Below are 13,371 nucleotides of genomic sequence, written 5' to 3'. Positions count from 1 at the left end.
GGTTGTCTGAATGAAATGGCTTTCAATATGAAATATAAAGGGCTTTTTTTAAGTATGTATGCGGGCTTGGTGAATAAGAGAATGTGGGATCTGTTACCCCTATCAAAGATCTTTTCATGAATTTATTCAGTTCTGAGTGAATGTGATCAATCTCTAAGTTTGCAGTGATTGGCAGGTCTAACCTCGCTCTCGAAAGGCAAGGGCAGGATAGAACACAAGCCGATTACCCTACATAAAGAATATCCCGCCTTAGCCACGAGCATGAATAGAAGGAATCTATTCAATCACTCGCAGGGACCACTGCTAGACGGAATATAATCATGAGCAAATTTTATGTAGGTTCTGAAGTTGGCCAATTGCGCCGTGTCATGTTGCACCGCCCCAACCTCAGTCTGAAGCGTCTGACCCCTTCCAACTGCCAGGATCTGCTGTTCGATGACGTCCTGTCTGTTGAACGCGCCGGTCAGGAGCACGACAAATTCGCTCAGGTACTGCGCGATCAGAATGTCGAAGTTTTCCTGCTGACCAATCTGCTGGCCGAGACCCTGGATGTGCCGGAAGCCAAAACCTGGCTGCTGCAACATCAGGTCTCCGACTACCGCCTCGGCTCTTCTTTTGCCAACGACGTGCGCTGCTTCCTGGCTGACATGCCGCACCGCGAACTGGCCCGCATTCTCTCCGGCGGCCTGACCTACTCCGAGATGCCCTACAGCGGCGTCAACATGGTGGTAGGCATGCATGCACCGACCGATTTCATCATCGAGCCGCTGCCCAACCATCTCTTTACCCGTGACACCTCCTGCTGGGTTTATGGCGGCGTCTCCATCAACCCGATGGCCAAGCCGGCCCGTCGTCGCGAGACCAACCATGTGAAGGCTATCTACCGTTGGCACCCGATGTTTGCCGGTCAGGACTTCATCAAGTACTTCGGTGACGAGGAGCGCGACTACGACAACTCCACCATCGAGGGGGGCGACGTACTGGTTATCGGCCGCGGCGCCGTGCTGATCGGCATGTCCGAGCGCACCACCCCGCAAGGGGTCGAGCACTTGGCTCGCAGCCTGTTCAAACATGGTCAGGCCAAGCAGGTCATCGCCATGGAGCTGCCGAAACACCGCAGCTGCATGCACCTGGATACCGTCATGACTCACATGGATATCGACACCTTCTCCGTCTATCCGGAAGTGATCCGCAAGGACGTGCAGTGCTGGAGCCTGACTCCGGGCGGCGCCACCGGCATGAACATCAAGGAAGAGGGTTACTTCGTCACTGCGATCGAGAAAGCGCTGGGCGTGGATCAGCTGAAGATCATCACCACTGGTGGTGACAGCTTCGAAGCCGAACGCGAGCAGTGGAACGACGCCAACAACGTGCTGACCGTGCGCCCCGGCGTGGTGGTGGGTTACGAGCGCAACACCTACACCAACGAGAAGTATGACAAGGCCGGTATCACAGTTCTCTCCATCCCGGGTGATGAACTGGGCCGTGGCCGCGGCGGCGCCCGCTGCATGAGCTGCCCGATGGAACGCGACAGCATCTGATGAGACGGCGTGGCGCCGGCAGAAGCTGGCGCCACACAGAACCAAACTCGAGATTAACCACTATGAAAAAACCAACTGTCGTCGTCGCTCTGGGTGGCAATGCACTGCTCCGTCGTGGTGAGCCACTGGAAGCGGATATCCAGCGCAAGAACATCGCAACTGCCGCCAAAACCATCGCCCTGATTGCTCAGGAGTACAACGTGGTGCTGGTGCATGGCAACGGCCCGCAAGTCGGCCTGCTGGCCCTGCAAAACAGCGCCTACACCAAGGTATCCCCCTATCCGCTGGATGTGCTGGGTGCCGAGTCCCAGGGGATGATCGGCTACATGCTGATTCAGGAGCTCAAGAATCTGATGCCGAGCCGCAACGTCACCGCGCTGCTGACTCAGGTGCAGGTTGATCCCAAGGATCCGGCCTTCGCCAATCCGACCAAATATATCGGCCCCGTCTACGAAGAAGCGGAAGCCCGCACCTTGGCAGAAGAGAAGCACTGGGTGGTCAAGGCTGACGGCAAGTTCTTCCGCCGCGTAGTGCCGTCCCCGCTGCCCCAGCGCATCGTCGAAGGCGACGCCATCGAAACCCTGATTGCCCAGGGCCACCTCATCATCTGTACCGGTGGTGGCGGCATCCCGGTGACTTGGGATGGTCAGAGCCTGACCGGTATCGAAGCCGTCATCGACAAGGATATGTCTGCCGCCTATCTGGCCAAGCAGATCAAGGCTGATGCCCTGCTGATCCTGACCGATGCCGATGCCGTCTACCTGGATTGGGGCAAACCGACCCAGCGTCCGCTGCGAGTCACCAGCCCGGACGAGCTGGCCGGGGTCAAGTTCGACGCAGGTTCCATGGGACCGAAAGTCGAAGCCTCCTGTGAATTTGTCAAAGCGACCGGCGGCATGGTCGGCATCGGCTCTCTGGAAGATGGCCTCGCCATCCTCAAGGGTGAAGCCGGTACCAATATCGTCGCCACCCGTACCGTGAATGCGTAATTGAAACTCGGCCCTCCGGGGTCTGCACAAATCTGTACTGAAGAATGCGTAGTCAACACTACTGCCTAAATTGGTCTGAACAAATATAGAGAGAACTCATCATGGCTTTTAATCTGCGTAACCGTAACTTCCTGAAACTGCTGGACTTCACCCCGCGCGAAATCCAATACATGATCGATCTGGCCATCGACCTGAAGAAAGCCAAATACGGTGGCTACGAGCGCAAGCATCTGGTTGGCAAGAACATCGCCCTGATTTTCGAGAAGACCTCCACCCGCACCCGTTGTGCGTTTGAAGTGGCGGCCTTCGACCAGGGTGCGCAAGTCTCCTACCTTGGCCCAAGCGGTTCCCAGATCGGTCACAAGGAGTCCATGAAGGACACCGCCCGGGTACTGGGTCGCATGTATGACGGTATCGAATACCGTGGCTACGGTCAGGAGATCGTGGAAGAGCTGGGTGCCTACGCCGGTGTCCCGGTCTGGAACGGCCTGACCAACGAATTCCACCCGACCCAGATCCTGGCTGACTTCATGACCATGCTGGAGCACGGCAAGGGCAAACGTCTGGATCAAATCAAGTTCGCCTACCTGGGTGATGCCCGCAACAACATGGGTAACTCCCTGATGGTCGGTGCCGCCAAGATGGGCATGGACATTCGTCTGGTTGCGCCGAAAGCCTTCTGGCCGGAAGAGGATCTGGTTGCCAAGTGCCGCCTGATCGCCGAAGAGACCGGCGCACGCATCACCCTGACCGAAGATGTGAAAGAGGGTGTGCTGGGCACTGATTTCCTCTATACCGACGTCTGGGTATCCATGGGTGAAGCGAAAGAAGCCTGGGATCAACGGGTGAAACTGATGACTCCATATCAGGTCAACATGGATGTCATCAACGCCACCAAGAACCCGGATGTGAAGTTCATGCACTGCCTGCCGGCGTTCCACAACGATGAGACCACCATGGGCAAGGAAGTGGCTGACAAATATGGCATGAAAGGTCTGGAAGTGACCGAGGACGTGTTCGAATCCGAGCACAGCATCGTGTTCGACGAGGCCGAAAACCGGATGCACACCATCAAGGCAGTGATGGTTGCTACGCTGGGCGACTAAGGTCGCAGTAGTGGTGCCGGGGGGTGACCCCCGGCTTTTCGACCATGTGACAGCGGCATAATACCTCTAACCCTACAACCCGCAGCCTGCATGGATACCACACCCACAGAAGGAAGCTGGACCATGACCAAATTCAAGTTCCCGTCAGCCTACACGATACTGTTTGTGCTGATCGCCCTGGTGGCCGCCCTGAGCTGGATAGTGCCGGCCGGCAAATACGAAATGACCATGAACGAAGCCCTCGGCAAAGAAGTGCCGGTGGCGGGTACCTACAAGCTGGTGGAGGGCAATCCCCAGGGGATCGTCGACGTGCTGCTGGCGCCGATCGATGGTCTTTATAACCATGACACCTATCAGGCAGGCGCTATCGACGTCTCCCTGTTTATCCTGATCATCGGTGGTTTTCTTGGCATTGTGACCAAGACCGGTGCCATCGATGCCGGTATCGAACGTGTGACCGATCGTCTACGCGGTCGTGAAGAGTGGATGATCCCGATCCTGATGGCGCTGTTCGCCGCAGGTGGCACCATCTACGGCATGGCCGAAGAGTCGTTGCCTTTCTATACCCTGCTGGTGCCGGTGATGATGGCCGCCCGCTTCGACCCGGTGGTGGCGGCTGCAACCGTGTTGCTGGGCGCCGGTATCGGTACCCTCGGTTCTACCATCAACCCCTTTGCCACTGTGATCGCTGCCAACGCAGCCGGTATCTCCTTCACCGACGGTATCTGGCTGCGTGTCGCCATGCTGGTGGCCGGCTGGCTGATCTGCGTTGCCTACGTCATGCGTTACGCCAAGATGGTGCGCAACGACCCGAGCAAATCGCTGGTGGCTGACAAGTGGGATGAAAACCGTGCCCATTTCCTTGGCAACAAGAGCGACCAGATGCTGGAGTTCACCCTGACCCGTAAAATCGTGCTGGGTATCTTCGTCGCCGCCTTCGCCGTGATGATCTATGGTGTGGCCGTGCTGGGCTGGTGGATGGCGCAGATCTCAGGCGTCTTCCTGGCTGCCGCCATCATCGTCGGTATCATCTCCCGCATGAGCGAAGAGGAGCTGACCTCCAACTTCATCGATGGTGCCCGCGACCTGCTCGGTGTGGCCCTGATCATCGGTATCGCTCGCGGTATCGTGGTGGTGATGGACAACGGCATGATCACCCACACCATCCTGCACAGTGCAGAAGGGATCGTGACCGGCCTCTCCACCGTGGTGTTCATCAACGTGATGTTCGTGCTGGAAGTGGTGCTCTCCTTCCTGGTGCCGTCCTCCTCCGGTCTGGCCGTGCTGACCATGCCGATCATGGCGCCGCTGGCCGACTTCGCCAACGTGGGCCGCGAGCTGGTAGTGACTGCTTACCAGTCTGCCTCCGGTCTGGTGAATCTGGTGACCCCGACCTCCGCCGTGGTGATGGGCGGTCTGGCCATTGCCAAGGTGCCCTATGTGCGCTACCTGAAGTGGGTGGCTCCGCTGCTCGGTATCCTGACCGTGCTGATCGTGGCCTGCCTGAGCCTGGGTGCAGTGCTCTAAGCCACAACCAAGATAACGCTGAAGACGGGAGCCACGGGCTCCCGTTTTTTTATAACAGATTCAGGGTGACTCAAGCTGTGGGGAGGGGAGAACGGATACGGATGAACCGTCTTGGCGAAGATCAGCGGCAACAAAAAGGCGACCTTCTGGTCGCCTTGCTGCTTATCGGGGGAAGGACTCAGCGCGCCTGTTCCAGCGTGCGCACCACGGCGGCGTGGGCCTGACGGGTGCGGCTGATATGGCGCGGCGCGACCAGCACCACGTCGTTGCCGGCCACGGCACCCATGATCTCGGGATTGGCGTTGCGATCGAGCAGGCGGGCCACCACGGTGGCGGCGCCGGGAGTGGTGTGGATCAGCACCATCTGCTGGTTGTGCACCACTTCGCGCACCATGTCGTGGATAGAGCGGGTGCTGCCGGCAGGCTCCAGCTGCTCGTCGACCAGGGTGTAGACCTTCTTGCCGTTGGCATTCTGCGCCTTGGCGACGCCGAGACGGCGCAGCAGGCGGGAGATGGTGGACTGGCTGATGTCGGCAAAGCCCCGCTCCGACAGCTCGCGGCGGATCTCTTCCTGAGTGCTGTAGCAGTGCTGGCCGATGATCTGGCGACAGGCATCCAGCTGGGCCAGATCGGGCTCTTGGGCAACGGGACGGCTGAGGGTTTTGACCACGGCGACTTCCTTTGACGATGATCGGGGATGAGCGCTCGATATCTGCCAAATTTGCTGCTTGTTAGCGGAAAATCGGGGCAATCGTGTGATTGGCAGGGAATGAGCGGGCTTTACCATATTGGATGGCAAATTATAGCCGACTGGGAATTTGGTGATGTGACAGGGTTCAAAAATGGGCCCCTTGGGGCCCACGTGAATATCTTTTGAGTCTGGATATCAGTAGCGTTCGCTGACGATGTCCTGAGTGAAGGACTTCTCGCAGTATTTGCACTTCATCCGCACCGCGCCCTTCACTTCGCGAACCCGGAAGTAGCTCTCAACCGGTTCGTTGTGGGAGATGCAGTTGGAGTTGGGGCAGTGGAACACCCCGGCGATGAACTCCGGCAACTCCAGCTGGTGCTTCTTCACCACATTGAAGTCTTCGATGATGTTGACGGTCGCTTTCGGGGCGAACAGCGCCAGCTGGTTGGCCTGCTGTTCGGTCAGGCGGGTGTTCTCAATCTTGATGAGATCCTTTTTGCCGAGCGCACCGGATTTCAGGTTGAAGCCGACGGTGATCCGCTCCTGGGTCTCCACCAGCTGGAACAGCTTGAGGATCTTGATGCCCTGGCCGGCGGGGATGTGGTCGATGACGGAGCCGTGACGGATGGCTTCGACTTGCAGTTGGTTCTTGTCAGACATGTTGTTCCCCTTTCCCTTAGACAGTTTCGTTCAGTACCAGTGCCAGCAGAGCCTGGCGTGCATAGACCCCGTTCTCCGCCTGCTGGAAGTAGTAGGCGTGGGGAGTCTTGTCGACCGCCACATCGATCTCGTCGACGCGGGGCAGGGGATGCAGGATCTTCATGGTGGGCTTGGCCCCTTCCAGGGTCGCCAGCTCCAGAATGAACTTGGCAGCCATGTGCTTGTACTCGGTCTCGTCGAAGCGCTCTTTCTGGACGCGGGTCATGTAGAGGATGTCCAGCTCCGGCATCACCTCTTCCATGGTCTCGTGGATGCTGAACTGAATGCCCTTCTCTTCCAGCTCTTCGCAGATGTAGTCCGGCATCGCCAGCGCTTCCGGGGAGATGAAGAAGAAGCGGCAGTTGAACAGGCTGAGAGCCTGCGCCAGCGAGTGCACGGTGCGGCCGTACTTGAGGTCACCGACGAAGGCGACGTTGAGGCCGTCCAGCTTGCCTTGGGTCTCGCGGATGGAGAAGAGGTCGAGCAGGGTCTGGGTCGGATGCTGGTTGGAGCCGTCGCCGCCGTTGATGACCGGCACGCGGGAGAACTCGGAGGCGAGGCGGGCAGCCCCCTCTTTCGGGTGACGCATCACCACCGCATCGGTGTAGGAGCCGATGATCTTGATGGAGTCAGCCAGCGTCTCGCCCTTCTTGGCGCTGGTGTTGCCACCGTCGGCGAAGCCGATGATGTTGCCGCCGAGGCGCTGCACCGCGGTCTCGAAGGAGAGGCGGGTGCGGGTGGAGGCTTCGAAGAAGCAGCTGGCAACCAGCTTGTCTTTCAGCAAGCGGGTGTCGGGCTCGGCCTTCAACCGTTGTGCGGTTGAGACTACCAGTTCCATTTCAGACCGGGTCAGGTCCGTGATGGAGATGACATGTTTCTTGTAGAGTGGATTGGTCATCGTCTGCATTCCCTTTGACATCATTGGAGGTTTTTCGGGCACAAAAAAAAGCCCCTGGAAACAGGGGCTTTTTTTAAAAATAACTGGGGAACATCGGGTCGGAAACCGGAAACAACGGGGCCGCTCTGGTGCGCTCCACCCGTTTGCAAAGCTGTTTTTTTCATCAAAAACGGCATCTTCCTGTCCCGACCTTGTTCAAAACCGGACAGATTATAGGGCTGCATTTTTAATTGTCAAAATTTTATTTTCCATGCCTGTTTTGGCCTGAAAAACGTTTAAGTAGCGCGAACGGGACGGCAAACCCACACCTGATGCACTGCCTGCAACGGCTCGCCATCGCGGGCCATGGTGCGCAAATAACCGAGTCTGTGGTGCCCCTCCAGCAGACAGAATGGGTGGGGCAGGGGATGGCCGTTCGGGTAGCTGGCTCCCGCTTCCGGCGCCAGCACGATGACCGGCTCGGGCCAGCTCCCTTCGCTCAGCATCTTCTCGCCGAGCCAGGAGCGACGGACATAGCGATTGCTACGCAGCATCTCGCCCCAGCGCTCGATCACCTCCATATGGCGCGAGTCTATCTGCTCGATAATCTGCGCAGTGGGCCAGCTTTCGCATGCGAACTGGTGGCTGGCGAGATCGATAAAGCTCCAGTTGGACTCAAAACCGCGCCAATGACGGTAAATCCACTGGGAAAGCACATTTTCGGGGATGAAGGGCACCAGCGGGGCGACCCGGGCCAGGTAGTCGGGCAGAGACTCTGTTTTGCGTTCGTCCCTGAAGTTGAGGGGCGCAAGTTGTTGGAGCAGTCGGTAATTGAGCATAAGCAGCCTCCCGGTACCTGCTTTCACCCTACCCCCATTTATGCCCCATTCCTACCCCACTGAGTCTGGAAATACAGCAAGTTACCCCCCATTGCTGCACAAATCGGCGCGACTTGTTCGGGATTTGTGCAATCGCATTAAAAGTGTGAAAAAAGCCTTTACCTTTGAAACCCGCTTTGTATACTACGCCTCGTTTGTTGCAGGGGCGTAGTTCCAATTGGTAGAACAGCGGTCTCCAAAACCGATGGTTGCGGGTTCGAGTCCTGCCGCCCCTGCCATTTAATTCAAGAAAAGCCAGCTCATCGAGCTGGCTTTTCGCTTTCTGGCGTTTGCCACTCTCCCCGCTAGCTCTCTTTCTTGCCGTTTGCCTCTGCCACATCTGTCAATTGAGGGCTCTCTACCCCTGTGCTACACCTTGTTTCTTGTCAGATGGTGCCCTGCGGCCCGGCTTCTGTAATGCATCCGGTTGGCCTGAGGCGCTTCAATCCAAGGAGACAGATCGATGAACAAAGCGGTGGAGACTCGTCACAATCACACCCACGCTGGCGGCTGGGTACCCCGGGATCAGGTGCATGTGGAGCGCTGGGTGCAGCGGCTGCGGCAGGCGGTTACCCGTCAGCCCCGCCCGCTGGTGGCACCGATCGCCGAGCTGAAGGCGCTGGTCGAGCAGGAGCCGGCGCTGCATCTGCAGGCGCAGGCGATGTTTGACGAGGCGTGGCAGCACAAGCACAGAACCCCGCTCGGTCAGGTCGAGGTGCGCAGCTTCGAAGAGTTTCTGCTGCTGCTCAACGGCATCATGACTACGGCGCCGGAAGCCTATCAGGATGTGCAGAGCCACGAACCGGCCGGGCTCATCGGCTTTCCCATCAATGCCCTGCTCAACTGGCCCATGGCGACGGCCGCCGGTTACGGCTTCTTTGCCAACGAGCTGGTGAACCAGCAGCTGCGCAAGATCCTCGGCTACTGGGCCAATTTCCTGCAAAGCCAGGCCTCCCGCTATGTGTTGACCGAGTCGGTCAGTCCGCTTGATCGCCAGACCCTGATCGTCCCCTGGCTGGGTGACGTGGCGAAACGGGAGATGGTCAAGGTGGCGCAGGGGGCGCTCGGTGCCGGTGACAACCCCACTCCGGACAGCTTCGAGGGGATTTTCCACTCCACCCCGGGGGCCGAATATGAAGGGTTTGCCAGCTGGGACGACTTCTTCACCCGCCGCTTTCGCCCCGGCGTGCGGCCGGTGACGGCCCCCGACGATGACAACGTGATCGCCAACGCCTGCGAATCTGCCCCGCTGCAGGTGGCCAAAAGAGTGCGCCGGCAGGACTCCTTCTGGCTCAAGGGGCAACCCTATTCGCTGGATAACCTGCTCGACTTCGACCCGCGTGCCGCCGAGTTCGAGGGGGGCACCATCTATCAGGCTTTCCTCAGCGCGCTGAGCTATCACCGCTGGCACAGCCCGGTGAGCGGCACGGTGCGTTCAGTGAAGGTGGTCAACGGCAGCTACTACCTTGCCAACCGCCATCAGGGTTTTGGCAACCTCGACGGCGCTGACCCGAGCTCCCCCAATCAGTCGCAACCCTTCCTCACCGCGGTGGCGACCCGCGCCCTGATCTTTATCGAGGCGGACAATCCCAAAATCGGTCTGATGTGCGTGGTGCCGGTCGGGATGGCCGAAGTGTCGAGCTGCGAGGTGACGGTGCAGCCGGGGCAGCGGATCGAGAAGGGTGAGCAGCTCGGGATGTTCCACTTCGGTGGCTCCACCCACTGCCTGCTGTTCCGCCCCGGGGTCGAGCTGGAGTTCGACTTCTACGGCCAGCAGCCGGGGCTGGAGGCGACCAACCTGAGGATCAATACGGCGCTGGCACGGGTCAAATGACCCTGCCGCCGGACAGTAAAAGGCCGCCCTTGAGGCGGCCTTGTTGTTTGTGCATCAGCTGGCGCCGACCTGCGTCTTGAGGGTTTCCACCAGCCGCTGGTGGCGGGCGGGGAGTGGCCACTCGGCGCGGTAGATCAGCCAGAGGGTGTCGATCACCTCGATCCGGCTCTGGATCACCCGGATCTTCTCCTGTTGGGCAAAGGCGGTGACGGCGAAGCGGGGCAGCACGGTAAAGCCGAGGCCGCGGGCGACCGGCTCCAGGATCAGGCCGATCTGGTTGGTAAAGCCGCGCAGCGGGATCTCGTCGAAGCGCTGGCCGGGGTAGCGTCGTCCCAGCAGGCGCTGAGCCATGCTGCGGCCATCCGGGTGATCGATAAAGCCGAGCTGACAGAGGTGCTGCCAGCTCTGCTCCTCGCCATCGTTGGGCACCACCAGACAGAGGGGCTCGCGGGCGAAGGGCTCGGCGGCGATGCTGGGGTGCTCCGGCGGTTGATCCACCAGTCCCAGATCGCTGCGCCCAGCCAGTACCGCCTGCACTATGTCGGGGGTGGGGGCAAAGCGGTGCTGGATGGTGAGTCCGGGGTGTTCCTGTTGCTGGTCGAGCAGCAGGGGATAGAGCAGCAGACCGATGCTGCCCGGGGTGGTGAGGGTGATGGTGCCGCTATGGGGATCGTCATCCGAGAGACGGGCCCGCAGCTGTTCGGCGGCCTGCGCCTGCTGGCGGGCGAAGTCGAGCAGCACCAACCCGCGCGGGGTAAGCTCCAGCTGGCGGGGCTTGCGCAGCAGCAGGGGGCCGAATTCGGCCTCGAGGCGCGAAATATGCTGACTGACGGCGGCCTGAGTGAGATCCAGCCGATCGGCGGCACGGGTAAAACTGCCGGTTTCATGCACCACCACCAGGGTGTGGAGCCAGAGTGGATTAACCATAAATTTAATTTATGCCTTCCATTAGTTTGACCTTATTTTTCATTATGGCGCCTCTTCCTATCATGTCACCTGTTTCCCACACACAATTTCAAGGTGACATATGACTTACCCGCGCAACTTCTCCCACATCGGCATCACGGTGACTGACCTCGACAAGGCAGTCGAGTTCTATACCAAGGTGATGGGCTGGTATCTCATCATGCCGGCGACCACCATCAGCGAGGATGACTCCGCCATCGGCGTGATGTGCAACGACGTGTTTGGCCCGGGCTGGGGCTCCTTCCGCATTGCTCACCTCTCCACCGGCGACAAGATCGGCATCGAGCTGTTCGAGTTCCCCAACAGCGAGCAGCGCGAAAACAACTTCGAATTCTGGAAGACCGGGGTATTCCACTTCAGCGTGCAGGATCCGGATGTCGAGGGGCTGGCGGCGCGCATCGTCGCGGCGGGTGGCAAGCAGCGGATGCCGGTGCGCGAGTACTATCCGGGCGAGAAGCCCTACCGCATGGTCTACATGGAAGATCCCTTCGGCAACATCATCGAGATCTACAGCCACAGCTATGAGCTGACCTACTCCGCCGGTGCATATCAGGGGTAAGTGACAGGCCGCCTTCGGGCGGCCTGCTGCTTTGTTGTGGCTATGGTCAGTAGCATGGAATAGCGATCTTGCTCACACGGATAGCGGCTTCTGTTGTTGATAGATGTAAAAGTATACAGATTCACTAAAGTCTGTTCAGGGAGTGGCCGATAGCCTCTATTATATCAGGGTCTTTCCCTGCTTCGTCACAACAACAAGGATCTGTCGTCATGACCCTCTCTTTGCGCGGCAAGCTGCTGGCAACCAGTCTGGGGGTGGTGCTGCTGATGGCATCACTGCTCGGCATCGTTGCCTTTCACACCCTCAAATCCCGCACCATGAGCGCCATCCAGAGCGAGGCGGTCAACTATGGTCACGCCTACTCGGTTGCCATCGGCGACTGGATGGCGGATCGCAAGAACACGGTGCACGCGCTGGTGAACCTGATCGCCGACAACCCGCAGGCCGAGCTGGTGCCGCACCTGAAGCAGGCCTACACCTCGGGCGGCTTCGGTCTCACCTACTTTGGTTCGACTCAGGGGGTGATGACCCGGCAGGATCCTTCCCTCAACACCGGCAACTATGACCCGCGCGAGCGCCCCTGGTATCAGGACGCGGTGAAGGCGGGACAGCTCATTGTCACCGCCCCCTATGTCAGCGTCACCATGCAGAAGCTGGTGGTCACTCTCTCCGAGCCGGTGCGCCATCAGGGCGAGCTGGTCGGCGCCGTGGGGGCCAACCTGGCGCTCGACAAGCTGATCGACGAGGTGCTGGCGATGCAGGTGCAGGGCGAGGGGTACGCCATGCTGCTCGACAACAGCGGCCTTATCGTCGGTCACCCCAACAAGGAGCTGGCGCTCAAGCAGATTGGTGAGCTCTCCCCCGATCTGTCGGCGGCCACCTTCCAGCAGTGGGGCCGCGAGAACAGCGAGCTGCACACCGCCACCCTCGACGGGCGCGACGTGCTGCTGGCGGTGCAGCCGGTGGCGGGCACCGACTGGCTGCTGGCTATGGTGATGTATCGCGACGTGCTGGAGGCACCGCTCGCCTCCCTGCTGTGGCAGCTGGTGGGGCTGACCCTGGTGCTGATGCTGGTGTTCAGCGCCCTGCTCACCGCCATGTTCAAGTATCTGTTTGCCGATCTGGGCCGGGTGGCCGGCGCGCTGCACGACATCGCCCATGGCGAGGGGGATCTCACCGTACATATCGACACCCGCAGTCAGGATGAGGTGGGTCAGCTGGCACGCAACTTCAACCAGTTCGTGGCACGGCTGCACGGCATCGTCAGCCGGTTGCGCGATGTCACCGTCGAGCTGGCGGCCCAGTCCCGCGCTCAGGCGGCTGGCGCCCACTCCCGCAGCCAGCGGGTGCGTCAGCAGCAGGACGAGATCGTGATGGTGGCGACCGCGGTGACCGAGATGGCCTCCGCCACTCAGGAGATCGCCGGCAACGCCGAGTTTGCCGCCACCACCTCCGGCGAGGCGGTCAAACTGGCGGTCGCCGGTCAGTCGCAGGTCGGTCAGAGCCAGCGCAGCATCACCGGTCTCGCGGACGAGGTGGCCGATGCCAGCCAGATCATCAACGAACTGGATGCCCACGCCCAGAAGATCAGCGGCATTCTGGCAACCATCAGCGGCATTGCCGAGCAGACCAACCTGCTGGCGCTCAACGCGGCCATCGAGGCGGCGCGGGCCGGTGAGCAGGGGCGTGGTTTTGCGGTAGTGG

At 59.9% G+C, this 13,371-nt stretch carries 12 protein-coding genes and 1 tRNA gene; 8 read left to right on the top strand and 5 right to left on the bottom strand.

The genetic code is table 11. The features are described from left to right. Nucleotides 1–320 precede the first annotated feature (320 nt). The 4 genes from arcA (at nt 321) to AACS24_RS09290 (ending at nt 5,163) form a co-directional block, all read left to right on the top strand. A complete protein-coding gene (gene arcA / locus AACS24_RS09305) occupies nt 321–1,541 on the top strand; it encodes an arginine deiminase (protein WP_005339718.1) in 1,221 nt (406 codons plus the stop codon). Nucleotides 1,542–1,603: 62 nt separating this feature from the next. Next, nucleotides 1,604–2,530, top strand: coding sequence for a carbamate kinase (gene arcC / locus AACS24_RS09300; RefSeq protein WP_042031910.1), 927 nt, complete (start codon nt 1,604–1,606; stop codon nt 2,528–2,530). 101 nt (nt 2,531–2,631) lie between these two features. Continuing rightward, complete coding sequence (gene argF / locus AACS24_RS09295; RefSeq protein ID WP_108573312.1) at nt 2,632–3,636, top strand: ornithine carbamoyltransferase; 1,005 nt, start codon at nt 2,632–2,634, stop codon at nt 3,634–3,636. Between the two features lie 123 nt (nt 3,637–3,759). After that, a complete protein-coding gene (locus tag AACS24_RS09290; protein WP_108573310.1) occupies nt 3,760–5,163 on the top strand; it encodes a YfcC family protein in 1,404 nt (467 codons plus the stop codon). Between the two features lie 178 nt (nt 5,164–5,341). On the opposite strand, the gene AACS24_RS09285 is transcribed toward AACS24_RS09290, so the two are convergent. The 4 genes from AACS24_RS09285 to AACS24_RS09270 all read right to left on the bottom strand — a co-directional run bounded on the left by AACS24_RS09285 (nt 5,342) and on the right by AACS24_RS09270 (nt 8,269). Beyond that, a complete protein-coding gene (locus AACS24_RS09285; RefSeq protein WP_041209520.1) occupies nt 5,342–5,833 on the bottom strand; it encodes an arginine repressor in 492 nt (163 codons plus the stop codon). Nucleotides 5,834–6,049: 216 nt separating this feature from the next. Then, nucleotides 6,050–6,514, bottom strand: a complete 465-nt coding sequence (pyrI, locus tag AACS24_RS09280) for an aspartate carbamoyltransferase regulatory subunit (RefSeq protein WP_041209521.1) — start codon at nt 6,512–6,514, stop codon at nt 6,050–6,052. Between the two features lie 16 nt (nt 6,515–6,530). Further along, entirely contained in the window at nt 6,531–7,451 is a 921-nt protein-coding gene (gene pyrB, locus AACS24_RS09275; RefSeq protein ID WP_041209522.1) for an aspartate carbamoyltransferase, read from the bottom strand. Between the two features lie 275 nt (nt 7,452–7,726). Beyond that, on the bottom strand, nt 7,727–8,269 hold the full coding sequence (locus AACS24_RS09270; protein WP_108573306.1) for a hypothetical protein: 543 nt from the start codon (nt 8,267–8,269) through the stop codon (nt 7,727–7,729). 201 nt (nt 8,270–8,470) lie between these two features. Here AACS24_RS09270 and AACS24_RS09265 point away from each other — a divergent pair. Together AACS24_RS09265 and AACS24_RS09260 are read left to right on the top strand one after the other, a co-directional pair. Beyond that, nucleotides 8,471–8,547, top strand: a tRNA-Trp gene (locus AACS24_RS09265). A gap of 224 nt (nt 8,548–8,771) precedes the next feature. Further along, nucleotides 8,772–10,142, top strand: coding sequence for a phosphatidylserine decarboxylase family protein (locus AACS24_RS09260; protein WP_108573304.1), 1,371 nt, complete (start codon nt 8,772–8,774; stop codon nt 10,140–10,142). 54 nt (nt 10,143–10,196) lie between these two features. Here AACS24_RS09260 and AACS24_RS09255 read toward each other — a convergent pair whose 3' ends face one another. After that, nucleotides 10,197–11,069 carry a LysR family transcriptional regulator gene (locus tag AACS24_RS09255; RefSeq protein ID WP_108573302.1) on the bottom strand — a complete coding sequence of 291 codons (873 nt, stop codon included), beginning with the start codon at nt 11,067–11,069 and terminating at the stop codon, nt 10,197–10,199. 100 nt (nt 11,070–11,169) lie between these two features. Here AACS24_RS09255 and AACS24_RS09250 point away from each other — a divergent pair, with 100 nt between their 5' ends. Both AACS24_RS09250 and AACS24_RS09245 read left to right on the top strand, forming a co-directional pair. Then, the gene (locus AACS24_RS09250) at nt 11,170–11,667 is read left to right on the top strand and encodes a lactoylglutathione lyase family protein (RefSeq protein WP_042031906.1); all 498 of its coding nucleotides are present in this window, start codon (nt 11,170–11,172) and stop codon (nt 11,665–11,667) included. A gap of 209 nt (nt 11,668–11,876) precedes the next feature. Continuing rightward, the coding region (locus AACS24_RS09245; RefSeq protein ID WP_258223166.1) for a methyl-accepting chemotaxis protein at nt 11,877–13,371 on the top strand (1,495 nt) is incomplete at its 3' end.

It is taken from the genome of Aeromonas sp. HMWF016 (genome assembly GCF_963878195.1).
Classification (GTDB): Bacteria; Pseudomonadota; Gammaproteobacteria; order Enterobacterales; family Aeromonadaceae; genus Aeromonas; species Aeromonas lacus.
The sequence above is the reverse complement of the archived record's forward strand: the minus strand, read 5'-3'. Positions and strand labels throughout refer to the sequence as shown.